The sequence below is a fragment of the Rossellomorea marisflavi genome (assembly GCF_009806575.1).
Lineage (GTDB): Bacteria > Bacillota > Bacilli > Bacillales > Bacillaceae_B > Rossellomorea > Rossellomorea marisflavi_A.
On sequence record NZ_CP047095.1, the window covers coordinates 40001 to 63866 of the forward strand.

Annotated in this window: 25 protein-coding genes and 2 rRNA genes (1 of these 27 only partly in view); 26 read left to right on the top strand and 1 reads right to left on the bottom strand. The window is 48.0% G+C overall.

Annotated elements, in window-relative coordinates; all coding sequences use genetic code 11:
• From D5E69_RS00205 to rsmI, 12 genes are all read left to right on the top strand, one after another.
• Positions 1 to 1009: ribosomal RNA gene (locus tag D5E69_RS00205) — 23S ribosomal RNA — on the top strand; it begins 1925 nt to the left of the window's first position.
• Between the two features lie 109 nt (positions 1010 to 1118).
• Positions 1119 to 1235 (top strand): 5S ribosomal RNA (gene rrf / locus D5E69_RS00210).
• 992 nt (positions 1236 to 2227) lie between these two features.
• Positions 2228 to 2428, top strand: a complete 201-nt coding sequence (locus D5E69_RS00215; RefSeq protein ID WP_048007703.1) for a sigma factor G inhibitor Gin — start codon at positions 2228 to 2230, stop codon at positions 2426 to 2428.
• Between the two features lie 116 nt (positions 2429 to 2544).
• Positions 2545 to 3975: an aminotransferase class I/II-fold pyridoxal phosphate-dependent enzyme gene (locus D5E69_RS00220; protein WP_159129078.1), complete on the top strand. Its 1431-nt coding sequence runs from the start codon at positions 2545 to 2547 to the stop codon at positions 3973 to 3975.
• On the top strand, positions 3975 to 4613 hold the full coding sequence (gene tmk / locus D5E69_RS00225) for a dTMP kinase (RefSeq protein ID WP_200843182.1): 639 nt from the start codon (positions 3975 to 3977) through the stop codon (positions 4611 to 4613). Before D5E69_RS00220 ends, tmk begins: the two co-directional genes overlap by 1 nt.
• 65 nt (positions 4614 to 4678) lie before the next feature.
• Entirely contained in the window at positions 4679 to 5008 is a 330-nt protein-coding gene (locus D5E69_RS00230; protein ID WP_048007747.1) for a cyclic di-AMP receptor DarA, read from the top strand.
• A 15-nt stretch (positions 5009 to 5023) separates the two neighbouring features.
• Entirely contained in the window at positions 5024 to 5464 is a 441-nt protein-coding gene (locus tag D5E69_RS00235) for a YaaR family protein (protein ID WP_048014334.1), read from the top strand.
• Positions 5465 to 5479: 15 nt separating this feature from the next.
• Positions 5480 to 6463, top strand: a complete 984-nt coding sequence (gene holB / locus D5E69_RS00240) for a DNA polymerase III subunit delta' (protein ID WP_048007707.1) — start codon at positions 5480 to 5482, stop codon at positions 6461 to 6463.
• Positions 6464 to 6470: 7 nt separating this feature from the next.
• Positions 6471 to 7298: a PSP1 domain-containing protein gene (locus D5E69_RS00245; protein WP_048007708.1), complete on the top strand. Its 828-nt coding sequence runs from the start codon at positions 6471 to 6473 to the stop codon at positions 7296 to 7298.
• A 14-nt stretch (positions 7299 to 7312) separates the two neighbouring features.
• Positions 7313 to 7681 (top strand): DNA replication initiation control protein YabA, encoded by a 369-nt coding sequence (gene yabA, locus D5E69_RS00250; RefSeq protein ID WP_048007709.1) that lies wholly within the window; start codon positions 7313 to 7315, stop codon positions 7679 to 7681.
• Between the two features lie 72 nt (positions 7682 to 7753).
• Complete coding sequence (locus D5E69_RS00255; RefSeq protein WP_159129079.1) at positions 7754 to 8527, top strand: tRNA1(Val) (adenine(37)-N6)-methyltransferase; 774 nt, start codon at positions 7754 to 7756, stop codon at positions 8525 to 8527.
• Positions 8505 to 9377: a 16S rRNA (cytidine(1402)-2'-O)-methyltransferase gene (gene rsmI, locus D5E69_RS00260; RefSeq protein ID WP_048014336.1), complete on the top strand. Its 873-nt coding sequence runs from the start codon at positions 8505 to 8507 to the stop codon at positions 9375 to 9377. Before D5E69_RS00255 ends, rsmI begins: the two co-directional genes overlap by 23 nt.
• A 50-nt stretch (positions 9378 to 9427) precedes the next feature.
• Here the strand turns inward: rsmI and abrB are convergent, their stop codons facing one another.
• Positions 9428 to 9709: a transition state genes transcriptional regulator AbrB gene (abrB, locus tag D5E69_RS00265; RefSeq protein WP_048007712.1), complete on the bottom strand. Its 282-nt coding sequence runs from the start codon at positions 9707 to 9709 to the stop codon at positions 9428 to 9430.
• A 607-nt stretch (positions 9710 to 10316) separates the two neighbouring features.
• Between abrB and metG the strand changes: the two genes are divergently transcribed.
• From metG to D5E69_RS00335, 14 genes are all read left to right on the top strand, one after another.
• A complete protein-coding gene (metG, locus tag D5E69_RS00270; protein WP_159130307.1) occupies positions 10317 to 12269 on the top strand; it encodes a methionine--tRNA ligase in 1953 nt (650 codons plus the stop codon).
• Positions 12270 to 12631: 362 nt separating this feature from the next.
• Positions 12632 to 13399, top strand: coding sequence for a TatD family hydrolase (locus D5E69_RS00275; protein WP_048007713.1), 768 nt, complete (start codon positions 12632 to 12634; stop codon positions 13397 to 13399).
• Between the two features lie 250 nt (positions 13400 to 13649).
• Positions 13650 to 14891 carry a G5 and 3D domain-containing protein gene (locus D5E69_RS00280; protein WP_187427121.1) on the top strand — a complete coding sequence of 414 codons (1242 nt, stop codon included), beginning with the start codon at positions 13650 to 13652 and terminating at the stop codon, positions 14889 to 14891.
• A gap of 120 nt (positions 14892 to 15011) precedes the next feature.
• Positions 15012 to 15572, top strand: coding sequence for a ribonuclease M5 (gene rnmV / locus D5E69_RS00285; RefSeq protein ID WP_048007714.1), 561 nt, complete (start codon positions 15012 to 15014; stop codon positions 15570 to 15572).
• A complete protein-coding gene (gene rsmA, locus D5E69_RS00290) occupies positions 15565 to 16446 on the top strand; it encodes a 16S rRNA (adenine(1518)-N(6)/adenine(1519)-N(6))-dimethyltransferase RsmA (protein WP_048007715.1) in 882 nt (293 codons plus the stop codon). The genes rnmV and rsmA overlap by 8 nt, the downstream gene beginning before the upstream one ends.
• 147 nt (positions 16447 to 16593) lie before the next feature.
• Positions 16594 to 17472 carry a sporulation peptidase YabG gene (yabG, locus tag D5E69_RS00295; RefSeq protein ID WP_048007750.1) on the top strand — a complete coding sequence of 293 codons (879 nt, stop codon included), beginning with the start codon at positions 16594 to 16596 and terminating at the stop codon, positions 17470 to 17472.
• Between the two features lie 268 nt (positions 17473 to 17740).
• On the top strand, positions 17741 to 18010 hold the full coding sequence (gene veg / locus D5E69_RS00300; RefSeq protein ID WP_048007716.1) for a biofilm formation stimulator Veg: 270 nt from the start codon (positions 17741 to 17743) through the stop codon (positions 18008 to 18010).
• Positions 18011 to 18127: 117 nt separating this feature from the next.
• The gene (locus D5E69_RS00305; protein ID WP_048007717.1) at positions 18128 to 18310 is read left to right on the top strand and encodes a small, acid-soluble spore protein, alpha/beta type; all 183 of its coding nucleotides are present in this window, start codon (positions 18128 to 18130) and stop codon (positions 18308 to 18310) included.
• 168 nt (positions 18311 to 18478) lie between these two features.
• Positions 18479 to 19333, top strand: coding sequence for a 4-(cytidine 5'-diphospho)-2-C-methyl-D-erythritol kinase (gene ispE, locus D5E69_RS00310; protein ID WP_048016357.1), 855 nt, complete (start codon positions 18479 to 18481; stop codon positions 19331 to 19333).
• 72 nt (positions 19334 to 19405) lie between these two features.
• Positions 19406 to 20242, top strand: a complete 837-nt coding sequence (gene purR, locus D5E69_RS00315; RefSeq protein ID WP_048007719.1) for a pur operon repressor — start codon at positions 19406 to 19408, stop codon at positions 20240 to 20242.
• A gap of 20 nt (positions 20243 to 20262) precedes the next feature.
• On the top strand, positions 20263 to 20637 hold the full coding sequence (locus D5E69_RS00320; protein WP_048007720.1) for a RidA family protein: 375 nt from the start codon (positions 20263 to 20265) through the stop codon (positions 20635 to 20637).
• Positions 20638 to 20831: 194 nt separating this feature from the next.
• Positions 20832 to 21125, top strand: coding sequence for a septation regulator SpoVG (gene spoVG / locus D5E69_RS00325; RefSeq protein WP_048007721.1), 294 nt, complete (start codon positions 20832 to 20834; stop codon positions 21123 to 21125).
• A 315-nt stretch (positions 21126 to 21440) separates the two neighbouring features.
• Entirely contained in the window at positions 21441 to 22814 is a 1374-nt protein-coding gene (gene glmU, locus D5E69_RS00330; protein ID WP_048014340.1) for a bifunctional UDP-N-acetylglucosamine diphosphorylase/glucosamine-1-phosphate N-acetyltransferase GlmU, read from the top strand.
• A gap of 13 nt (positions 22815 to 22827) precedes the next feature.
• Positions 22828 to 23787 carry a ribose-phosphate diphosphokinase gene (locus D5E69_RS00335; RefSeq protein ID WP_048007723.1) on the top strand — a complete coding sequence of 320 codons (960 nt, stop codon included), beginning with the start codon at positions 22828 to 22830 and terminating at the stop codon, positions 23785 to 23787.
• Positions 23788 to 23866 lie beyond the last annotated feature (79 nt).

The following is a 23866-nucleotide window of genomic DNA, read 5'->3' on the forward strand; positions in this document are numbered from 1 at the left end:
CCCCAGTAAACGGCGGCCGTAACTATAACGGTCCTAAGGTAGCGAAATTCCTTGTCGGGTAAGTTCCGACCCGCACGAAAGGCGTAACGATCTGGGCACTGTCTCAACGAGAGACTCGGTGAAATTATAGTACCTGTGAAGATGCAGGTTACCCGCGACAGGACGGAAAGACCCCGTGGAGCTTTACTGTAGCCTGATATTGAATTTTGGCACAGCTTGTACAGGATAGGTAGGAGCCTTGGAAGCCGGAGCGCTAGCTTCGGTGGAGGCGTCGGTGGGATACTACCCTGGCTGTGTTGACATTCTAACCCGCGCCCCTTATCGGGGTGGGAGACAGTGTCAGGTGGGCAGTTTGACTGGGGCGGTCGCCTCCTAAAGAGTAACGGAGGCGCCCAAAGGTTCCCTCAGAATGGTTGGAAATCATTCGCAGAGTGTAAAGGCACAAGGGAGCTTGACTGCGAGACCTACAAGTCGAGCAGGGACGAAAGTCGGGCTTAGTGATCCGGTGGTTCCGCATGGAAGGGCCATCGCTCAACGGATAAAAGCTACCCCGGGGATAACAGGCTTATCTCCCCCAAGAGTCCACATCGACGGGGAGGTTTGGCACCTCGATGTCGGCTCATCGCATCCTGGGGCTGTAGTCGGTCCCAAGGGTTGGGCTGTTCGCCCATTAAAGCGGTACGCGAGCTGGGTTCAGAACGTCGTGAGACAGTTCGGTCCCTATCCGTCGTGGGCGCAGGAAATTTGAGAGGAGCTGTCCTTAGTACGAGAGGACCGGGATGGACGCACCGCTGGTGTACCAGTTGTCTTGCCAAAGGCATCGCTGGGTAGCTATGTGCGGAAGGGATAAGTGCTGAAAGCATCTAAGCATGAAGCCCCCCTCGAGATGAGATTTCCCATCACTTTATGTGAGTAAGATCCCTGAAAGATGATCAGGTAGATAGGTCAGAGGTGGAAGTGTGGCGACACATGGAGCTGACTGATACTAATCGATCGAGGACTTAACCAAACGTAATGCAGGCGCGTTGCGCCTGCCAGACTGGCCGATACGCCGGTAATGATTGACTATCAACCCTTTATCTAGTTTTGAAAGAATAATTCTTTCAATGGAATACCTGTCTGGTGACATTGGCGAAGAGGTCACACCCGTTCCCATGCCGAACACGGAAGTTAAGCTCTTCAGCGCCGATGGTAGTTGGGGGATCTCCCCCTGTGAGAGTAGGACGTCGCCAGGCAATGTAGAGAAAAGCAGCTCATTTGATGGGCTGCTTTTTTTGTTGTGTTTTTTTCGTTGGCGGGGAGTGGTGTTGGTCGTGATGTTGGCCGTTTGAAATGGGGTGGGTAGAAAGATGTTGGTTAGGAGGCCGAGATCACGGTTAGAGCATGGGATGATATCGGTGAGCTAGGGCGAAGAGACAGACTTTTAGAGCTTTAATGACCTGTGGGAGTATATGATCAGCCAAGTGGGATGGACAGAGGCGTTGTCTGGAGATGAGGCTAAGGGGGGAGTCGCGCTTATTTGCGACTTTTTTTCATTTCTTGCGAAGGGGGCGTGATACCTGCGGATAGAATGCTTTTATCAGTGATGTTTATTCAGATAAAGTATTCACTTATGTCCCTGACACCATTCGACATTCCTCGCAACATCTTTTTCCCATTTTGAGCACTTAAGGACCCATCGTTCCCCTTCAGGCACGAAAATACCTGCGAAATTCAACCATCTACTTGCGACATTTTTGATTTTATTTGTGAAAAACGACTTTTAATTTGCGAAACGTACCAATGGTCATTTTTCTATTTGCGATCCGACCCGTGTATTTGCGCAAGTCCGTGCATATTTGCGACCTTTCAATCGTAGTTTCAAGTTCGTAAGGGATAAAATTATTACGCTAGTCCCAAAAAAACCCATAACTTGACGCTTTGTCTGTGTACAAAAACCATCGAATATGCTAACGATGTAAACCCCACCCTTGATCAAATTAGAAATTCCTCCCCATCAACCAGTTCATACCAAAACTTGACGTTCTGTCCCTGTACAAACCCAGAAAAGGATGATACAGTTCATCGTCACGAAGCGCCCAACTTTTTTCAGCCTGTGAACACAGACCAAGCCGGTGATACATAAGATGGTAGTACACCGTGATAATTCAGTTAGTTGAAAAGTTGATAATTGCGTATACAATTCGGCAGTTGGTGGCAGAATAGATGTATGGAGGAGGAGAGCCCTATGAGTAATGTGAACGCGAAGGCGGTTGGTGAATGCTGCATTGTTTGCAGTGAGGAGAAGCGGATCGGGATCCATCTGTATACATCGTTTATATGCTATGAGTGCGAGCGGGAGATGGTGGAGACGGAGACAAGTGATCCTCTTTATAAACTGTTCGTGCAAAGGTTGAAGAAAGTGAATACTCCAGAAATCTATTCATAGCCGATTTGGTTATGATTTTTTTTTTGCCCGGGAAGCTCAGGAAGAATAAGCCTGAGCGCAATGGAGCCTGGATATGATACGATAGATGGATAGAGTGTTGGAAGGGTTAGTGGAAGATGAACGTTGATCAATCAAAGATGCCGCTTGTGCAGGCAATCAATAAACATAGTAAAAACGATCCGATTTCGTTTCATGTACCGGGTCATAAAAATGGCATCCTTACGGGAGATCCTGCTCATAAAGGGGATTTGACGGAACTCACGGGTCTGGATGATTTACACGATGCCGAAGGGCCGATTGCGGAGGCGCAGGCGTTGCTTTCGGAATTGTATGGGAGCAGGTCGAGTTATTTGCTTGTGAATGGCAGTACATCAGGGAATATGGCGGCGATCCTGGCTACTTGTGAGGCCGGGGACTATGTACTCGTCCAGAGGAATTGTCATAAGTCGGTTTGGAATGGGATCAGGCTTGCGGGTGCTGTTCCGGTCCTGCTCGAAGCGGAGTGGGAGGAAAAGGGGCAATCCGTTCGTGGTGTCTCTTTAGATACGGTACAGGAGGCACTTGAGGCGTTTCCGGCGGCCAAAGCTTGTGTGCTGACCTATCCGACCTATTATGGATTTACCTACCCCATCCAAGAGATCATCGCGGAACTACACGGGAGGGGGATTCCCTGTATCGTGGATGAAGCGCATGGCGCCCATTTTCAGGCAAGCAATATGTTTCCCGATTCGGCACTCGCTCTTGGAGCGGATATCGTCATCCAATCCGCTCATAAGATGCTGCCTGCCATGACGATGGGTTCTTATTTACATCTGAAGGGTTCCAGGGTGGATGAGCACCGGTTGAAGGAGTATCTCTCCATGCTTCAATCGAGTAGTCCGTCCTATCCCATCATGGCATCCCTTGATTATGCCCGTTCTTACCTTGGGACGATGACACCATCCGATGTGGACAAGGGGTTAGCGGATATCGCCGGGTTCATCTCGGAACTTGGCAGGCTTCATCCGGGACTAAGGGTGGAGAAGCCGGATGATCCCCTTAAGGTTCTTGTCAGATTTTCCGGATGGTCCGGCTACCGCCTTCAGAAAAAGCTGGAGGAAGAGGGTATTTTTGCAGAGCTTGCCGACCCCAATCAGGTGTTGCTCATTTTTCCACTGATGAAGGAATCCGCTGCCTTTCCTTATGGGGAGGCCCTGAGAAGGATCAAGGGTATGCTTGAGGGGGAACCGGCCGGGGTGGAAAGGAAAGAGACGTTCATCCCACCGGCATCCAGCCGATCTTATAGTCTCTTGTCCATGGAGTGGAAGGAAATGAAGGATCGGGAGGAAGAGGCCGTGTCTCTTCAATCGGCTGCAGGTCGCATTTCTTCCCAGATGGTCATACCGTATCCTCCGGGAATCCCCCTGCTCCTGAAAGGGGAACCCGTCACGGATGATGTGATTGGACGACTGAAGGAGTATCTGGATGTGGGCGCAGCGATCCAGGGGCGTCACGAACTGAAAGAAAACAAGATTTTTGTGTTCAAGGAATTGGAGGAACAATCATGATGAATGGTAGCTTCATAACGGTTGAAGGGCCTGAAGGGGCCGGGAAGTCGACTGTATTGGCCGTACTGGCAAAACGATTGGAAGAGGATGGCGTACCCGTTGTCATTACCAGGGAGCCTGGTGGCATCAAGATTGCCGAACAGATACGGGAAGTCATTTTACATACAGAGAATACAGAGATGGATGAGCGAACGGAAGCTTTGCTTTATGCTGCAGCGAGGAGGCAACATCTCGTCGAGAAGGTGCTGCCGGCCCTCCGGGAAGGGAAGGTGGTCCTGTGCGACCGGTTCATCGATAGCTCCCTTGCTTATCAGGGAAAGGCGCGGGGAATCGGGATGCGCGCCATCGAGGAGATCAATGCGTTTGCCATCGAGGATCATATGCCTGACCTTACCCTTTACTTTGATATCGAGCCCGAGGAAGGTTTGAACCGCATCAATCAGCATAAAGGGAGAGAGGTCAATCGTCTAGATCTTGAATCGGTTGAATTCCACCATAAGGTACGGGAGGGGTATTTGGAACTTGTGAATAAATATCCAAATCGCATACAAGTGGTCGATGCGAGTCCTGATGTGACAGCTGTATCCGATGCGGCGTACGACATCGTTAAGGGTTTTTTACAGAAACGGACAGTGTAAGAAAGCACCGTTCAGTGCTATAATAGTAGGAAGTATATGGATGATTGAATGAGAGGATGATTCAGATGAAATTGATTATGGCTGTAGTTCAGGATAAGGATAGCAATAAATTATCAAATGCTCTGCGGGATCATAATTTTCGTTCGACAAAATTGGCGAGCACCGGTGGTTTCCTGAAATCGGGAAATACCACATTCATCATCGGAACGGAAGATATCAGAGTGGATAAAGCCCTTCAAGTCATCAAGGATAACTGTCAGTCCAGGGAACAGATGGTGGCCCCTGTCTCACCTATGGGTGGAAACGCCGATTCATACGTTCCCTATCCGATCGAGGTCGAAGTCGGCGGAGCGACGGTCTTTGTCATGCCGGTTGAGCAATTCCATCAGTTCTAAGAAGGACGTGTAGGGATGAAGATTAATCAGGACCTGCGGATACCCGTCGATAAGATGCCGAAAGATCAACGCCAAGCGGGATCGATGCAAGCCCGCTTCGGTCAAATGGTACAGCAGCATGATCAGAAGCTGCATCTGGAGCAGTTGAATCAACTGTTGTCGACCATCGGGAACGCCGGCTCCCGCTTAGGGAAGAGCCGGTCATTCCGGGATCTGGCCAAATATAAGACGCTAGTGAAGAAGTTTCTCAAGGAAGCGGTGGACTACGGGGTGGAGCTCCAGGAATCCCATACGTGGAATCAATTTGGTGAAGGCAGGAAGCTTCGCCTCGTCGAGACCATCGACCAGCACCTGATCGATCTTGCCGAAGCGGTGATGGATCAGGAGAGGCCATCCATCGAAATCCTTGATAAAATCGGGGAAATCAAAGGATTGCTCATCAATTTATACAGGTAAGAGAGTGATTAGGAAATGATGATTGAAGAATTACAACCGTTCCAGCCCGTCGTTCTCCAAATGCTTCAGAACAGCATCCTGAAGGACCGGGTGGCCCATGCCTATCTGTTTGAAGGGGAGAAGGGGACAAGGAAAAAGGAAATGAGCCTGCTGTTTGCCAAGGCGCTCCTGTGTGAGCGGAAAGTGGACGGGCTTGCCTGCGGAGGGTGCTCCAACTGCAAGCGGATCGATAATGGGAACCACCCTGACCTCCATTTACTGGAACCGGATGGCCTTTCCATTAAAAAAGAACAGATCAAAGCGCTCCAGGAGGAGTTCTCCAAAACCGGAGTGGAGTCCAAGAAAAAGGTATACATCATTGTGCATTCGGATAAAATGACTGCCAATGCTGCCAATTCCCTGCTGAAGTTCCTCGAAGAGCCCCTTGCTGATACGACGGCGATCCTCGTCACGGAGAATGTGCATCGCATCCTGCCGACCATCCTGTCAAGATGCCAGGTTGTATCCTTCAAGCCCCTTCCGAAAGAGCAGCTCGTCAAACAGTTGCTGGAAGAAGGAATCGAACCCCAATTCGCATCTTTGGCCGCGAATTTGACCAATCATTATGAAGAAGCTGTAGAATTATGTCGCAATGAGTGGTTTGCACAAGCAAGAATAATAGTGTTAAAATTATATGAAGTCCTTCAGAAAAGTCCCTTCCAAGCGATGGTGAAAGTCCAGGAGGATTTTGTACAGCACTTCAAAGAGAAAGATCAAGTCGATCGCGCACTGGATCTTTTACTTCTGATATATAAAGACTTACTCCATATCCAGCTGGGAAAAGTCGAACAGCTTGTATACCCGGACCAAAAGGAAAACTGGAAATCCAACGCACTTCATGTATCGACGAACCGTCTTTCTACTAATATGACGGCCATACTTGAAGCCAAACGCAAGTTGAACGCCAATATGAATTCGCAGCTGCTGGTAGAACAGCTTATGCTAAAACTGCAGGGGTGATGGTCCTTTGTACGATGTTGTAGGAGTACGCTTTAAAAAAGCGGGGAAAATCTATTATTTCGATCCGGGTCAGCTCGACGTCCATAAGAATTGTTATGTGATCGTGGAGACGGTACGCGGGGTCGAATTCGGTAAAGTAGTTGTTGAACGTAAGTCAGTGGGTGAGAATGACGTGGTGCTTCCCCTTAAAAAAGTCATTCGGATCGCCGATCAAAAGGATCGGTTGATTGTGGACGAGAATAAGTCGTCCGCGGAGGAAGCCTATAATGTCTGCTGTGATAAGATCAATCAGCATCGTCTGGATATGAAGCTGGTTGACGTGGAATATACATTCGACCGCAATAAGGTCATTTTCTACTTCACAGCGGACGGACGCGTGGATTTCCGGGAGCTGGTCAAAGACCTGGCTTCCATTTTCCGTACGCGCATCGAACTTCGTCAGATCGGCGTTCGTGACGAAGCGAAGATGCTCGGTGGGATCGGTCCTTGTGGCCGTATGCTGTGCTGCTCGACGTTCCTGGGTGATTTTGAGCCTGTATCGATCAAGATGGCGAAGGATCAAAATCTATCCCTCAACCCTACGAAGATCTCAGGGTTGTGCGGACGCCTGATGTGCTGCCTTAAGTACGAGAACGATGAATATGAGGCGGCCAAGGAAGAACTTCCTGATATGGGGGCTGTGATCAAGACACCTCATGGAAAAGGCAAAGTGGTTGGTCTTAATATTCTTGAGCGTATCCTTCAAGTGGAGATCAAGGAGGAAGAACGCGTTCTTGAATTCACATTAGATGAAATTATGAATGAGAGTGCCGTATCATTCCAAGCCACAGAGTAACGGGGTGTAGCATTGTGGATAAGAAAGAATTCTTTGATTCAGTCAGTAATATGGAACAACAAATTGATCATTTACATCGTCAATTGGGTGAGCTCAAGGAGTTCCTGGCTGAGATGGTGGAGGAGAATCATTCTTTGAAGCTTGAGAATGAACATTTACGCCGCAGGCTGGAGCAAACGGAGGCCTCATCCGCAGCGGCTGCCGGGGAAGCGCAAGCGATGGAACGAGCAGGAGAAGGAGAGAAGGCATTGGATATCGGGGAAGGCTACGATAACCTTGCCCGCCTTTATCAGGAAGGCTTCCACATCTGCAATATCCATTTCGGCAGTCCGCGCAAGGATGAAGATTGTCTGTTCTGCCTTTCCTTTTTAAATAAAAAATAGGCAGGAAGAGAACGAAGGACTGATTCCCTAACCGGATTGGTCCTTTTTCTTGATGTAAAACAGGAGGAACGCATGCTTGAATTAAAAGATGATGAACGATTGGATTACTTATTGGCAGAAGATATGAGGATCATCCAGAGCCCCTCGGTGTTTTCATTTTCCCTGGATGCCGTCCTCCTTGCCCACTTCACCTACCTTCCATTGCAAAGGGGGAGGATCGTCGATCTCTGTTCGGGGAACGGAATCATTCCCCTTCTGATGGGAGCGAGGACGAATGTTCCCATCACGGGAGTGGAGATTCAGGAAAGGCTCCATGATATGGCGACGAGGAGCATCCGATACAATAAGCTCGATGATCAGATCGAGATGAAGCTCGGGGACGTGAAAGAGATCGGCGATCTTCTTCATCACTCCCATTATGATGTCGTCACGTGCAATCCCCCGTATTTCGATACACCTGCAGAGGACAAACGGAATGAGAACGAGCACTTTGCGATTGCGAGGCACGAAATCCTCTGCACGCTCGAAGACACGATAGAGGCTGCCGCCTTTGTGTTGAAGCAGCGCGGGAAAGCGGCGTTTGTCCATAGACCGGGACGGTTGGTGGATATCCTTTCTCTGATGAGGAAGCATAGACTGGAGCCGAAGCGATTGCGATTCGTCTATCCGAAAGCCGGGCGCGAAGCCAATACGATCCTGGTGGAGGGCATCAAGGACGGCAAGCCCGATCTGAAGATCCTTCCGCCATTATATGTATACGATGAACACGGAGAGTACACCGAGGAAGTAAGAGAGATGCTCTTCGGGAAGGGAGGCAACAAGGATGAACCAACAGAAAAGCTTTGAAGACACTCAGGCAGGAAGCCTTTACCTCGTCCCGACTCCGATCGGGAACCTGGAAGACATGACGTTCAGGGCAATCAGGATGATGAAGGAAGCGACGGTCATCGCCGCCGAGGATACGCGGAATACGAAGAAGCTCTGCAATTATTTCGAAATCCAGACCCCGATCGTCAGCTACCATGAACATAATAAGGAAGCAAGCGGGCCGAAGCTGATCGAACGGATGAAAGACGGGGAGACCGTAGCCCTTGTAAGTGATGCGGGCATGCCATCGATCTCAGATCCCGGGTATGAGCTTGTACAGCTTGCAATCGAAGAAGGAGTGGCTGTCATACCGCTTCCGGGTGCCAATGCTGCCCTGACCGCCCTTATCGCTTCAGGCCTCGCTCCGCAGCCATTTTACTTCTATGGCTTCTTGCATCGGGGGAAGAAGGATAAGAGGAACGAACTGGAGGAGCTGAAGCAGATCGAGAGCACGTTCATCCTTTATGAATCACCGCACAGGTTAAAAGAAACCCTCAAGGAGCTGCACGCCTCTCTGGGGAACCGCCAAATCGTCGTCTGCCGAGAGCTGACAAAGAAGTTTGAAGAATTCATCAGGGGCTCCCTTGAAGAAGTGATGGAATGGGCACAGGAGGGAGAAGTACGCGGAGAGTTCTGTCTGCTGATCGAAGGTCGTCCTGCAGGTGAAAGGGTGATCGAGGAAGAATGGTGGACATCCCTTCCGGTGAAAGAGCACGTTGAGCATTATATGGAGAAGGAAGGCGCATCTTCAAAAGACGCCATCAAGAAGGTGTCACTGGAGCGCTCCCTTCCGAAGCGTGACGTCTATCAAGCGTACCATGTAGAATAGCAGGGAATAAGAAAAGGACTGGCCAGGGCCAGTCCTTTTTATAACGACAATTATTTTGTAGTAAGCGCGTTTTGGATTTCTTTAAGAAGGATATCCGCACCTTCGCGGCTAAGGATGAGTTTACCGTCAGCTAGTTTGATGTTGTCATCAGATACTTCACCAGTGATTTGGCAAGTCATGCTTGGTTTGTATTTCTTAAGGATGATTCTTTCGTCATCAACGTAGATCTCAAGAGCGTCTTTCTCAGCAATGCCTAGTGTACGACGCAATTCGATAGGAATAACCACACGACCAAGTTCATCAACTTTTCTTACAATACCTGTAGATTTCATAGTAAATCTCCTCCATTAAATAGAAATGAATGTATATCTCTCTGTAGTTCGTCAATATTCGACAAATTTCTTTTACTGCTATTATCATACCAACGATTTGGTAACACGTCAACAAATTAATCTGTAAAAAATTACGAATTTATGGATATTCAAATGTTGTTATAACAACATTATCGGAACCTTGTAAAAAAATGTATTACCAATTAAACATTATTGTAATAAGTGTAACGAATCAGAATATTGTCGAATTTCATTTGCAGACAGCTATTATTCGACTTATTTCGACATGAATACGTCTTTGATTCGACATCGTTTGGGGGGATTCCACCATAGTTGCAGAAACCAGCATTTTTAGGTATATTTTGATGAGATAAGCGGTTAAGATGGTAAGAAGAAAATGGAATTACATAACAATTATACCACTGTAGACCTTTCGGCTGGAATGGGCTATTTGTGGGGGTCGTTTTTATCTAGGAAATGGTTTTTTAGGAAAGCAGGTCGGTGAAATTCCCTGAAGGATGCGGGATGGCCGATTTGTGACAGAAATGAAAACATTGCTCCAGATGAAGATGTTCATCGGGCATTAGGATAACGAGGAGGAATTATGGTGGAAGAGAAATTGAATACCTTCTATTTAACAACACCGATTTACTATCCAAGTGGAAATCTTCATATTGGACATGCGTACACGACTGTGGCGGGGGATGCCATGGCCCGATACAAACGGATGCGCGGGTTCGATGTTATGTATTTGACGGGAACGGATGAGCACGGACAAAAGATTCAGCGCAAAGCGGAAGAAAAGGGGATCACCCCCCAAGCCTATGTAGATGAAATCGTCAGCGGCATCAAGGATCTTTGGGGTAAACTCGACATCTCGTATGACGATTTCATCCGTACGACGGAAACCCGTCATAAGGAAATCGTCGAGAAGATCTTTACCCGTCTGTTGGAACAAGGGGACATCTACCTTGATCAATACGAAGGCTGGTACTGTACGCCGTGTGAATCGTTCTTCACGGAAAGACAGCTGGTGGATGGGAACTGCCCTGACTGCGGACGTCCCGTTGAAAAAGTGAAGGAAGAATCGTACTTCTTCAAGATGAGCAAATACGTTGATCGCCTTCTTGCTTATTATGAAGAGAATCCGGAATTCATCCAGCCTGAGTCCAGGAAGAATGAGATGGTCAATAACTTCATCAAGCCGGGCCTTGAAGATCTTGCCGTTTCCCGTACGACCTTCGATTGGGGAGTGAAAGTGCCTGGTGATCCGAAGCATGTGATCTATGTATGGATCGACGCTCTTTCAAACTACATTACCGCTCTTGGATACGGAACGGAAAACGACCAGAAGTACCAAAAATATTGGCCTGCAGATGTTCATCTTGTCGGAAAGGAAATTGTCCGGTTCCACACCATCTACTGGCCGATCATGCTCATGGCACTCGAGCTGCCGCTGCCTAAGAAGGTCTTTGCCCATGGCTGGCTGCTCATGAAGGACGGAAAAATGTCCAAGTCGAAAGGGAATGTCGTGGATCCCGTGACACTCATCGATCGCTATGGACTGGATTCCCTCCGCTATTATCTTCTCAGGGAAGTACCGTTCGGTTCAGATGGCGTCTTCACGCCTGAAGGATTCGTGGAGCGCATCAATTTTGACCTTGCCAATGACCTCGGAAATCTGTTGAATCGTACGGTTGCCATGATCAATAAATATTTTGACGGCGTCATCCCGAGCTATGCAGGCCCACGTGGCGAGTACGACCGGCAGCTTGCCGAGATGGGACTCGATACAGTGAAGAAATACGAAGAAGCGATGGAGAACATGGAGTTCTCGGTTGCTCTTTCAAGCCTGTGGCAGTTTGTCAGCCGCACGAACAAATACATTGATGAAACACAGCCTTGGGCACTTGCAAAGGATGAAGAAAAGCGCGAAGATCTCGGCAGTGTAATGAGTCACCTGGCAGAATCATTACGAAGGGTCGCCGTTCTATTACAGCCATTCTTGACGCGTACACCGAAGAACATCTTTGAACAGCTGAATCTGCATGATGAAGCTCTTCAAACGTGGGCAAGCCTTGAAACATTCGGAGTGATCCCTGCAGGAACTGAAGTGGTGAAGAAAGGGGAGCCAATCTTCCCCCGCCTTGACCTAGCTGAAGAAGTGGCCTTCATCAAAGAGAAGATGCAGGGGTCGGCGCCTGCTGCAGAGGAAAACCCATCCGTGGAAGATTCCGACGAAATCGCCATCGATGATTTCATGAAGGTGGACCTCCGTGTTGCTCAGGTGACGGCTGCAGAACCGGTGAAGAAAACCGATAAGCTGCTCAAGATCCAACTGGATCTCGGATATGAAAAACGACAAGTCGTCTCCGGCATTGCCAAATTTTATTCTCCGGAAGACCTGGTCGGTCGAAAGGTGATCTGTGTCACCAATCTGAAACCGGTCAAACTCCGCGGGGAATTGTCACAGGGAATGATTCTTGCAGGAGAGGAAAACGGCATCCTGTCCCTTGCAACCGTCGATCAAACCCTTGCCAATGGAGCACGGGTGAAATAAGAATGGAAAGGGGTGTTCCACGTGGAACACCCCTTTATTCTTTTATTATAGTAAGAAAACGATTTTAAGCACGATCTGCATGAATGGATTGTATTGAGAGAAGATAAAGCTATTGCTTATAAAATAAATCATTACCCGATTATGTAATGTATCTTGCCGTTTCCGGTTGAGATCCAATAGACCTATAAACAGATCATTTTGGATTTAAGTCGGCTTTTTATACAATATGTGAAGGACAAAAAGCAACATAAATTACTAAAAACCAACCAATATAACCATAATATGTAACGCAATTGTTACAATTCTGAGAAGCTTGTCATGATTTTTTATATTAAACTAATCTCACACAAGGAGTGTTTAACATGCTATTTGACACACATGTCCACTTGAATGCAGAGCAATTCGATGAAGATGTAGAGGAGGTCATAGCACGGGCAAAAGAGGCTGGGGTTGAGAACATGGTCGTAGTCGGATTTGACCGGCCGACAATCGAAAGGGCAATGGAGCTTGTTGAAACCTATGATTTTCTTTATGCAAGTGTAGGGTGGCACCCTGTGGATGCCATCGATATGAAGGACGAAGATCTTGATTGGATCGAAGAATGGACAAAGCATCCGAAGGTTGTGGCCTTAGGTGAAATGGGCCTTGATTATCACTGGGATAAATCACCCGAGGATGTGCAAAAGGATGTGTTCAGAAGGCAGATCCGTCTGGCTAAGAAAGTGAAGCTGCCGATCATCATACATAATCGCGAAGCCACACAGGACATCGTCGATATCCTCAAGGAAGAGGGGGCTTCAGAAGTGGGGGGCATCATGCACTGCTTCAGCGGAAGTCCGGAAGTGGCGAAGGAATGTGTGGACATGAATTTCTATATATCCCTAGGGGGTCCTGTCACCTTCAAGAATGCGCGAAAGCCGAAGGAAGTGGCAAAGGAGATCCCTCTCGAGAAGCTGTTGGTGGAAACCGATTGTCCGTATCTTGCACCGCATCCCAACAGGGGCAAGCGGAACGAACCGGCCTATGTGAGGCTGGTTGCTGAACAGATTGCCGAGCTGAAAGAAATCTCCATCGAAGAGGTGGAAGCAGCTACAACCCGCAACGCAAAGAAATTATTCAACATTAATTGACAACAGCTGTTGTCGATTTGGGGGAGAGCTTGTCCGGTAGGGCTACAATAACAAAAAGTTCTACAAAGGAAAGTCCTTACATAGGATAACCTTGTCGACAACTCCCCCTTTTCTTTTTTTCTTTCTTTTTGCATAATATGTTTTGTGTTCCCTGAATTTCAACATTTTGCTAGATTAAGAAAAAAGAAGTACAGGTTGACAGTCTTTGGATTACTCTATATAATCACTCCGAGAAAAGGAGGCGTTTTTCATGAATGAGAAAAACATGAAAAGCCTGTTTTCCAAGTCTTTGAGTCGAGGGAAATGGATCGTGACGGTTGCAACGATCGTTACCAGTGCAGCGATCTTCGGAATTCTTTTTTATGAAGGTTCGAAGAAGGCGGTCGCATTGACCCTGGACGGCGAGCAAAAAGAGATAAGAACGCATGCAAATACAATTCAAGATATATTAGAAGAATTAGATGTTTCAAATCGCTCTGAAGACTATTTGTATCCCTCGGGAGATACAAAGGTATCCAACAATATGAAAATAGTATGGGAACCGGCTAAACAGGTAGAAGTGACAGTTGGAGATCAGAACAAGAAGGTCTGGACGACAGCTGACACGGTAAAGGATTTACTCTCTGAACAGGACATTGAATTAGGGGAGCACGACAAGATTCAACCGGACGTATCAGAGAAGATTGACGGGAACACGAAGGTAAAGATTGATACCGCATTTGCCCTGTCCCTTGTAGACGGCGGGAAAAAGAAGAAGGTATGGTCTACTTCGACTACGGTCGCTGACTTTTTAAAGCAACAGGGAATCACACTCAAGAAAACAGACCGAGTTGAACCAGAATTAGACACAGTCATTGGGGAAAAAGATGTCGTAAATGTTGTTCGAGTTGAAAAAGTCACCGATGTAGTGGAAGAGGCAACAGATTTTACGGTTGTTTCCAAAAAAGATGCCGATCTTGAAAACGGCCAGGAGAAGGTTGTTCAAGAAGGGAAAAAAGGTAAGAAGGAAAAGAAATTCGAGATCGTGAAGGAGAATGGGAAAGAAGTCTCCAGAAAGCTGATCAGTGAAAAAACCGTCAAAGAAAGTCAGGATAAGATTGTCAGTGTCGGCACGAAAAAGCTTGTAGCCCAGGTTTCCCGCGGGAAATCGACTGCTGCAGCCAAGCCCGTCAGCACCAGCGCCAAGGAAGAGTCGAGTGGCGGCAAGGAATTCTATGTGAGCTCTACGGCTTATACAGCTTCTTGTAATGGGTGCTCGGGGCATACGGCTTCAGGTTTGAATCTAAAAGCCAATCCGAATGCAAAAGTCATCGCCGTGGATCCATCCGTCATTCCCCTCGGTACGAAGGTATACGTAGAGGGATATGGATATGCGGTTGCCGCTGATACAGGCGGAGCCATCAAAGGCAATAAAATCGATGTGTTCTATTCCGATCATGCCGACGCTTATCGCTGGGGCCGGAAAACCGTGAAAGTGAAGATCTTGGATTAAGGCAGGGGAATTCTCCTGCTTTTTTTTCATTTTTATCAGAAGAAGGTATAATGATCGTTAGGTATTCTATCTATAAGACGGGTGAGACCCGAAAAAAGTTTCAACGACTTTGGAGGAAATATGAAAATTAAAGAAATCATCGTGGTGGAAGGAAAGGATGACACGGTCGCGATCCGTCGCTCCGTGGATGCAGATACAATCGAAACGAATGGTTCTGCCGTTTCTCCCGTAACCATTGAAAAAATAAAGCACGCACATGAAAAGCGCGGGGTCATCATCTTCACGGATCCCGATTTCCCTGGGGAGCGGATCCGGAAGATTGTCAGTGATGCTGTACCTGGCTGCAAGCATGCCTTCATCCATAAGAAGGATGCCCTTCCCAAGGCGGGAAGGGGTATCGGCGTGGAGCATGCCAGTCCCGAAGCGATCAGGGAGGCCTTGAAAGAGGCCCAGGTCATTCAAGAAGATCAGGAAGAGCTGATCACTCAGGAGGACCTCATTGATGCAGGTCTGGTCGGCAGTCCGAAATCAAAGGATCGCCGGATTGCCCTTGGTGAGAAGCTTAGAATCGGTTACACTAATGGGAAACAATTGCACAAGCGTCTGCGGATGTTCAATATTCAAAAGGAAGAATTCAAGAAGGCACTAATGGAGATCATTCAGGAGGAAGAGCATGCATAAAGATATAGCGACACCTATACGAACAAAGGAAATCTTGGAGAAGCACGGATTCTCATTCAAAAAGAGCCTCGGACAGAACTTTTTGATCGATCCGAATATCCTCCGTAATATCACCGACCATGCCGGTCTATCCAAAGAGACGGCGGCCATCGAGATCGGACCCGGGATCGGGGCTTTGACGGAGCACCTTGCCCGGACTTCTGGGAAAGTGGTTGCGTTTGAAATCGACCAGCGCCTGATTCCAATCCTTGAGGACACCCTTTCGCCTTATGACAATGTGACGATCGTGAACCAGGATGTGCTGGAAGCGGATGTGGCATCGATCATCGAGACGGAACTCGCTGGATATGAGGATATTATGGTCGTTGCGAACCTCCCGTATTACGTCACGACGCCGATCATCCTGAAGCTGTTGATGGAGCGCCTGCCGATCCGCGGGATCTGCGTGATGCTCCAGAAGGAAGTAGGGGACCGTATATCGGCCCGTCCCGGGACAAAGGCCTATGGCTCCCTCTCCATCGCCATTCAGTACTATACGGAGGCAGAGATGGTCATGACCGTACCAAAGTCTGTCTTCATGCCGCAGCCGAACGTCGATTCAGCCGTCATCAGGCTGACGAAACGGAGCGTCCCTCCCGTCCAGGTACAGGATGAAGACTTCCTTTTCACAGTTTCACGTGCTTCCTTTGCCCAGCGCAGGAAGACGATCCTGAACAACCTGACAAGTCAGCTTCCCCAAGGGAAAGAAAAGAAAGAGCTTATCCTGGCGGCCCTGTCGAAAGCGGGCGTCGATCCGACTCGTCGCGGGGAGACCCTTTCAATTGAAGAATTCGGCATCCTCAGTGATGCCTTACTACCTGATTTTAAAGAATAACGATGGAAGAGACCGGCTTGGCCGGTCTCTTTTTGTTTTCTTGGACCGCTGACACAGATCAATGGTGGGCTGCATAGGGTAAGTAAAGGAATCTGCAGGATGGATACCTCAGACCTGAGTCTTGATCGTCTATTGGGAGTGACGGATATGAATATCGAAATCAATGATGTCGTCGGCCGGCTATCGTATCAATGTGATATATTATTCCGCGTGATCGATATCCGTATGGTGAACGGCCAGAAAACGGCGATGCTGTATGGGGAAGATTATCGATTGATAGCGGATGCTCCTTTTCACGACCTGAAGAAGATGGATCCGAGGGAACGTGATCGGATCACCAGGGAATTCCGCAACCTCGAGGAGCAATCCTTTGACTTGTTCAAACAGGATATCGAACTCCTCAAACATAAGCAGGAATACAGAGTGACCAATGCCTACAGGGAAGACTATAACTACTTCCAGGTCCCTGGCAAAGTCCTTCATCTTGATGGGGACCCCAGTTATTTAAGGAAATGCCTCGATCTGTACGAAAAGATCGGCGTGCCCGTCAAAGGGATACACTGCAGTGAAACCGAGATGCCGAATCGAATCGGTCCTCTGATTGATAAATACAGACCGAACATTATCGTCCTCACCGGACACGACGCGTATACCAAATCGAAAGGTGGTAAAGGGGAAATCAATGCCTACAGGCACTCTAAGTATTTTGTGGAGGCCGTCAAGGAAGCCAGGAGGAAATCTCCCCATCTTGATCAACTTGTCATCTTTGCAGGGGCATGCCAGTCTCATTTTGAGTCGCTGATCCATGCCGGGGCCAATTTCGCAAGCTCGCCTTCGAGGGTGAATATCCATGCCCTCGATCCCGTCTACATTGTGGCGAAGATCTGCTTTACGGGTTTCAAGGACTCTGTCAACGTGTGGGATGTGATCCGCAATACGCTCACGGGTGAAAAGGGCCTTGGGGGAATCGAGACCAAAGGGGTGCTCCGGACGGGAATGCCATTCAAGATCACAGACGACGAATGAAGATACATCGAGATCTTACAAGGGGATTGTAAGGTCTTTTTGTGTGCTTGTACATTGTGAGATAGCCTGGAACCGGGGTCATATAAGGGCTTTGGACGATTCCTACATAATTTTTCAACTTCTGGGGAAAGGTAGGGGTGTAGAAAAAACGTACTTTTTGTTGAATAAAATATGTTGACAGGTATTCATGGTTCTTGTTAAAATAATAAATTTATTTGACTGAAATTACATAATGTGTTATACTTATCTTTAGTGAGGTGGAAGCGAAATGCCAAAAACATTAGCCGACATTAAAAGGTCCCTTGATTCCAATCTCGGGAAGCGATTAATGCTCAAAGCAAACGGTGGACGTCGCAAAACGATTGAGCGTTCAGGCGTTCTTGCCGAAACGTATCCTTCAGTGTTCGTGGTTCAGCTCGATCAAGAAGAGAATGCGTTTGAAAGAGTTTCTTACAGCTATGCAGATGTTCTCACTGAGACAGTTCAACTAACATTTTATGATGAAGCAGCAGGAAATATCATCTTTAGCCAGCAGTAGACAATCCGTTTACTGCTTTTTTATTTGTCCAAAAAGTTCAATTGGTGCAAACTCCCTTCGTATCCGGCCAGGTGCAGGCACATACTAAGCCCAGGTGGATCTTGAAGGAGGATGACTATGGCTAAACGAAAAGGTGTCATGTCTGATCAATTGAAGGCAGAACTCGCCAAAGATCTAGGTTTTTATGATGTCGTGGAACGCGAAGGCTGGGGCGGCATTTCCTCACGGGACGCAGGCAATATGGTGAAGCGGGCTGTGGAACTCGCAAGCCAGCAGCTGACCTCCAGGAATCAGTCGTAGTCTGCCGACTTTTATCATTTACCGAAGGAGCCTTCCTGTTCAATGGAGGGCTCCTTTCCTTTCAACTGCCCATCGTGATAAAATTACTTACTGCTTTGATGTAAAACACTCGTTATAATTAGTGTATGATACAATATAGAGCAAAGAGATTGGTAAGAAGGTGATGATATGAGGTTATCAGTAAAGGCGCCTGCAAAGATCAACCTGTCTTTGGATGTGTTACATAAGCGGCCGGACGGTTACCATGAAGTCGAAATGGTCATGACGACGATCGATCTTGCGGATCGAATTGAACTGGTGGATCTACCAGAAGATAAAATTACAATTCTTTCGCATAATCGGTTTGTTCCGGATGACGGACGGAATCTTGCTTATCAGGCAGCCCAGTTGTTAAAGAAGAAGTTCAATATCAAAAAGGGTGTGGCCATCACCATCGATAAGGTGATCCCTGTTGCAGCAGGACTGGCAGGTGGCAGCAGTGATGCGGCCGCCACGCTGAAAGGTCTGAACGAGCTGTGGGGTCTTGGATTGAGCATGGACGAGCTTGCGGATCTTGGGGCTGAAATCGGCTCTGACGTTTCGTTCTGTGTGTACGGGGGGACGGCCCTGGCATCGGGGAGAGGGGAGAAGATCCGCCATCTTCCATCCCCGCCGAACTGTTGGGTCATCCTGGCCAAGCCTACGATCGGTGTATCGACGGCAGACGTCTATAAGAATCTGGATGTGAAAAATCTGAAGCATCCGGATACACAAGCGATGATCAATGCGCTGGAAAATGAGAGCTATCATGGGATTTGTGATCATCTCAGCAATGTTTTGGAATCTGTCACATTAAATATGTATCCTGAAGTGGCGCATATTAAAGATCAAATGGAGCGCTTCGGTGCCGATTCGGTATTGATGAGCGGAAGCGGTCCGACGGTATATGGATTGGTGCAATATGAATCGAGGGTCCACCGGATCTACAACGGCCTGCGCGGCTTCTGTGATCAGGTGTTCGCGGTCAGGATGCTTGGTGAATAAGAGGTTCTTGCCTAAATCCGTATAATAATGATATATTTACATTATATTATTCGGATTCGGGAGGTTTCTTTAGTGAAGTTTAAACGAAGTGAGCGATTAATCGACATGACCCATTACATGTTGGATCGTCCTCATCAACTTGTCCCTTTGACTTTTTTCTCTGAGCGGTACGGTTCAGCCAAGTCTTCCATCAGTGAAGACCTGACCATCATCAAGGAGACATTCGAAGGGCGCGGGGTAGGCACGGTCCAGACGGTTCCAGGGGCAGCGGGCGGAGTGAAATATATCCCCAAGGTGAATACGGAGGAAGCAAAGGCGATCATCAGTGAGCTTTGCGAACATATGGAAAGTTCCGATCGTCTTCTGCCTGGAGGATATCTGTTCATGACGGATCTTCTGGGAAATCCTCAGCTGATGAAGAAGGTCGGGAAAATGCTCGCTTCTGCATTCGCTGAAAAGGAAATCGATGTCATCATGACGGTGGCGACCAAGGGGATACCCATTGCCAACGCCATTGCATCATTCCTGAACGTGCCCGTTGTGATCGTCCGTCGCGATAGCCGCGTAACGGAAGGATCCACTGTGAGCATCAATTACGTGTCGGGGTCTTCAAAGCGGATCCAATCCATGGTCCTGTCCAAGCGGAGCCTGAAAGAAGGATCGAAGGTATTGGTCGTCGATGACTTCATGAAGGCTGGTGGTACAGTGAACGGGATGAAGAATCTGCTCGAGGAATTCTCTGCCACCCTGTCGGGGATCGGGGTCCTTGTCGAATCGGATACGTTGGATGAACGGCTGGTGGATGACTATGTTTCCATCCTGAAGCTGTCAGAAGTCAATGAGCGGGATAAACAGATCTCGTTGACGGAGGGGAATTACTTTCAGTCAGGGGTAACGTTTTTACCATAAAGACATGAGGAGGAATACCAATGCGTACAGTTTCAACGAATCAGGCACCTGCAGCCATCGGACCATACTCTCAGGGGATCGTGGTGAATAATCTGTTCTACAGTTCAGGACAGATTCCATTGACTCCGGAAGGGATGATGGTAGAAGGAGATGTGCAGGCGCAGACACATCAAGTGTTCCGCAATCTTCAAGCCGTGCTGAAAGAAGCCGGTGCAAGTCTTGAATCCGTCGTGAAGGCGACCGTGTTCATCAAGAACATGGATGACTTCGGGGCAATCAATGAAGTGTACGGGGAGTATTTCAGCTCTCATAAACCGGCTCGGTCCTGCGTAGAGGTAGCGAAGCTGCCGAAGGACGCACTGGTAGAAATCGAAGTCATCGCACTCGTGAAGTAACGCTTCACGGGTGTTTTTTTGTAGGGGCGAATATGCAAACGGTACCATTTCAAAAGAAGACTAGTTCCTTTGAAATAGAAAAATACGGATAATAAAATAAAATTTTGAAAAAAATATGATCTTTAAGAAGGAATATTCAAAAAAATGTTGAATACATACAGTAGATTTCATCTAGGGAAAAGGTGGTGAACAGAATGGAAGTGACAGACGTAAGATTACGCCGTGTTAACACCGATGGCCGAATGAGAGCGATTGCATCTATCACGTTGGATAATGAATTTGTCGTACACGACATCCGTGTGATCGATGGGAACAATGGCTTATTTGTGGCAATGCCAAGTAAGCGCACTCCTGATGGGGAATTCCGAGATATCGCCCACCCGATTAATTCAGGTACCCGAGGTAAGATCCAAGATGCTGTTTTAGAAGAGTATCATCGTCTAGGTGAGTTAGAAGAAGTAGAACTGGAAGAAGCGGGGGCTTCTTAAGAATTGAATGCATCTAGAGCCTACTACTACGTAAGGCTCTTTTTTTATGTGCGGGGTTTTTGTTTCGCTTACCTAATACCCTCTGTTAAGGGGGGTAAACCTGTTTTTGTGAACTTTTTTCAAAATATGGGTGATTCTTCATCAGGACGGGCAGCCATCGGATGAATCGCTTTCAATTTTCAGGGTGACATTTTTCCTCTTCCATGCAAGCATCCTCTCCTTTAACAAATATATGTACTTTTAGAGGAATCCTTGAAATGGTAGAGTTTTTAGGATATATTCGTTATGGATAAAAAGGTTATTGGAGGATCCGAGATGACAAATAGATACGCCGTTATTTTAGCTGCCGGTCAGGGTACCAGGATGAAGTCTAAGTTATATAAAGTGCTTCATCAGGTGTGCGGGAAGCCCATGGTTGAGCATGTGGTCGATCAAATTTCCACATTGAATGTGGAAAAGACGGTCACGGTTGTCGGTCATGGTGCAGAGCTCGTCAAATCCCATCTTGAAGGGAAGAGCGATTTTGCCCTTCAGTCGGAGCAGCTGGGAACGGCTCATGCGGTAAGGCAGTCGGAAGATGTGTTAGGGAATCTGGAAGGCACTACTTTAGTCGTATGCGGAGATACTCCCCTCATCAAGGGAGAGACGATGGAAGCGTTGGTCGAGCATCATGAACGACTCGGCGCGAAGGCGACCATCCTTACGGGGCATACGGAATCGCCGGATGGATATGGACGTATCATCCGTAATGATCAGGGACTGGTCGAGCGGATCGTTGAGCACAAAGATGCGACAGACGAAGAGCGACGCGTGAAGGAGATCAATACGGGAACGTACTGCTTTGACAATAAAGCTCTTTTCGACGCTTTGACGAAGGTATCCAATGATAATGTCCAAGGGGAATATTACCTCCCGGATGTCATTGAGATCCTTAAGTCAGAAGGGGAGACTGTCAGCGCATATCAGACAGGCGATTTCGCTGAAACGCTTGGTGTGAATGATCGCGTGGCCTTGGCACAGGCCGAGATCACCATGCAGGGGCGCATCAACGAATTTCATATGAGAAATGGTGTAACCATCAAAGATCCACAAAATACGTACATTGATTCAGATATTACGATAGGGAGAGATACGGTCATCCTGCCCGGGACGGTGCTCAAGGGGAACACGGTCATCGGTGAGGATGCAGTGGTCGGACCGAACTCGGAAGTGAAGGATTGCACAATTGGCGACCGCACTGTATTGAGACAATCCGTCGCACACGATAGTTTCATAGGAGCGGATGTCCAGATCGGCCCATTTGCTCATATCCGACCGGCTTCGAACATCGGTGATGAAGTGAAGATCGGGAATTTTGTCGAGGTTAAAAAGGCTTCATTCGGCAAAGGAAGCAAAGCGTCGCATCTCAGCTACATCGGCGATGCCGAGGTAGGCAGTGACGTGAATCTCGGCTGTGGCTCCATCACGGTGAACTATGACGGAAAAAATAAATTCCTCACCAAAATCGAGGATGGTGTATTCGTAGGATGCAACTCGAACCTCGTGGCACCGGTGACGATCGGCCAGGGTGCCTATGTGGCTGCCGGATCGACCATCACGGAAGACGTACCGGGTGAGGCACTCTCTATCGCAAGAGCGCGCCAGGTAAATAAAGAAAATTATGCTCAAAATCTAAATCATAAGAAATAATTGGAGGTCCACCATGCCAAACTCTTATATCAATTCGAAGCTTAAAATATTCTCTCTTAATTCCAACTACCATTTAGCGAAGGAAATCGCAGATGAAGTAGGCGTGGAACTCGGTAAATCTTCTGTTAAACGATTCAGCGATGGAGAAATCCAGATCAATATCGAAGAAAGCATCCGTGGCTGTGACGTATTTGTCATCCAATCGACATGCGAGCCGGTGAACGAAAATCTGATGGAACTTCTGATCATGGTGGATGCCCTCAAACGTGCGTCTGCTAAAACAATCAGCATCGTCATGCCTTACTACGGTTATGCCCGTCAAGACCGTAAAGCGCGTGCCCGTGAGCCTATCACGGCGAAGCTTGTGGCGAACCTTCTGGAGACGGCGGGAGCAGACCGCGTCATCACGCTTGATCTTCATGCTCCGCAGATTCAAGGATTCTTCGATATCCTCATCGATCACCTCATGGGTGTTCCGATTCTTGCGGATTATTTCGAGAAGAGAGACTTCAACCGCGATGACCTCGTGATCGTATCCCCTGACCACGGTGGAGTGACACGTGCCCGTAAGCTTGCAGAACGCCTTAAAGCACCAATCGCCATCATCGACAAACGCCGTCCGCGTCCGAACGTAGCGGAAGTCATGAATATCGTCGGGAATATCGATGGGAAAGTGGCCATCCTCATCGATGACATCATCGATACGGCTGGAACCATCACCCTGGCAGCCAATGCCCTTGTGGAAAATGGAGCGAAGGAAGTCTATGCATGCTGTACGCATCCTGTCCTTTCAGGTCCGGCCATCGAGCGCATTGATAACTCCATGATCAAAGAACTTGTTGTCACGAACTCCATTCCTCTCGGAGACGAGAAAAAGATCGGTAAAATCAAACAGCTTTCCGTTGCACCGCTCATCAGTGAAGCGATCATCCGCGTCTATGAGCAGCAATCTGTCAGCACGCTGTTCGATTAATTTTATGAAAGGATCCTCCAGGTGACTGGAGGGTCTTTTTTTTCGTTTTTCCCAGAAAAAGCTCGAACGCGCACAACCC

Coding starts and splice junctions, on each gene's coding strand:
- D5E69_RS00215 (WP_048007703.1), top strand. CDS start 2,228: ATGAGTAATGTGAACGCGAAGGCGGTTGGTGAATGCTGCATTGTTTGC.
- D5E69_RS00220 (WP_159129078.1), top strand. CDS start 2,545: ATGAACGTTGATCAATCAAAGATGCCGCTTGTGCAGGCAATCAATAAA.
- tmk (WP_200843182.1), top strand. CDS start 3,975: ATGAATGGTAGCTTCATAACGGTTGAAGGGCCTGAAGGGGCCGGGAAG.
- D5E69_RS00230 (WP_048007747.1), top strand. CDS start 4,679: ATGAAATTGATTATGGCTGTAGTTCAGGATAAGGATAGCAATAAATTA.
- D5E69_RS00235 (WP_048014334.1), top strand. CDS start 5,024: ATGAAGATTAATCAGGACCTGCGGATACCCGTCGATAAGATGCCGAAA.
- holB (WP_048007707.1), top strand. CDS start 5,480: ATGATGATTGAAGAATTACAACCGTTCCAGCCCGTCGTTCTCCAAATG.
- D5E69_RS00255 (WP_159129079.1), top strand. CDS start 7,754: ATGCTTGAATTAAAAGATGATGAACGATTGGATTACTTATTGGCAGAA.
- rsmI (WP_048014336.1), top strand. CDS start 8,505: ATGAACCAACAGAAAAGCTTTGAAGACACTCAGGCAGGAAGCCTTTAC.
- abrB (WP_048007712.1), bottom strand. CDS start 9,709: ATGAAATCTACAGGTATTGTAAGAAAAGTTGATGAACTTGGTCGTGTG.
- D5E69_RS00275 (WP_048007713.1), top strand. CDS start 12,632: ATGCTATTTGACACACATGTCCACTTGAATGCAGAGCAATTCGATGAA.
- D5E69_RS00280 (WP_187427121.1), top strand. CDS start 13,650: ATGAATGAGAAAAACATGAAAAGCCTGTTTTCCAAGTCTTTGAGTCGA.
- rnmV (WP_048007714.1), top strand. CDS start 15,012: ATGAAAATTAAAGAAATCATCGTGGTGGAAGGAAAGGATGACACGGTC.
- rsmA (WP_048007715.1), top strand. CDS start 15,565: ATGCATAAAGATATAGCGACACCTATACGAACAAAGGAAATCTTGGAG.
- yabG (WP_048007750.1), top strand. CDS start 16,594: ATGAATATCGAAATCAATGATGTCGTCGGCCGGCTATCGTATCAATGT.
- veg (WP_048007716.1), top strand. CDS start 17,741: ATGCCAAAAACATTAGCCGACATTAAAAGGTCCCTTGATTCCAATCTC.
- D5E69_RS00305 (WP_048007717.1), top strand. CDS start 18,128: ATGGCTAAACGAAAAGGTGTCATGTCTGATCAATTGAAGGCAGAACTC.
- ispE (WP_048016357.1), top strand. CDS start 18,479: ATGAGGTTATCAGTAAAGGCGCCTGCAAAGATCAACCTGTCTTTGGAT.
- D5E69_RS00320 (WP_048007720.1), top strand. CDS start 20,263: ATGCGTACAGTTTCAACGAATCAGGCACCTGCAGCCATCGGACCATAC.
- spoVG (WP_048007721.1), top strand. CDS start 20,832: ATGGAAGTGACAGACGTAAGATTACGCCGTGTTAACACCGATGGCCGA.
- glmU (WP_048014340.1), top strand. CDS start 21,441: ATGACAAATAGATACGCCGTTATTTTAGCTGCCGGTCAGGGTACCAGG.
- D5E69_RS00335 (WP_048007723.1), top strand. CDS start 22,828: ATGCCAAACTCTTATATCAATTCGAAGCTTAAAATATTCTCTCTTAAT.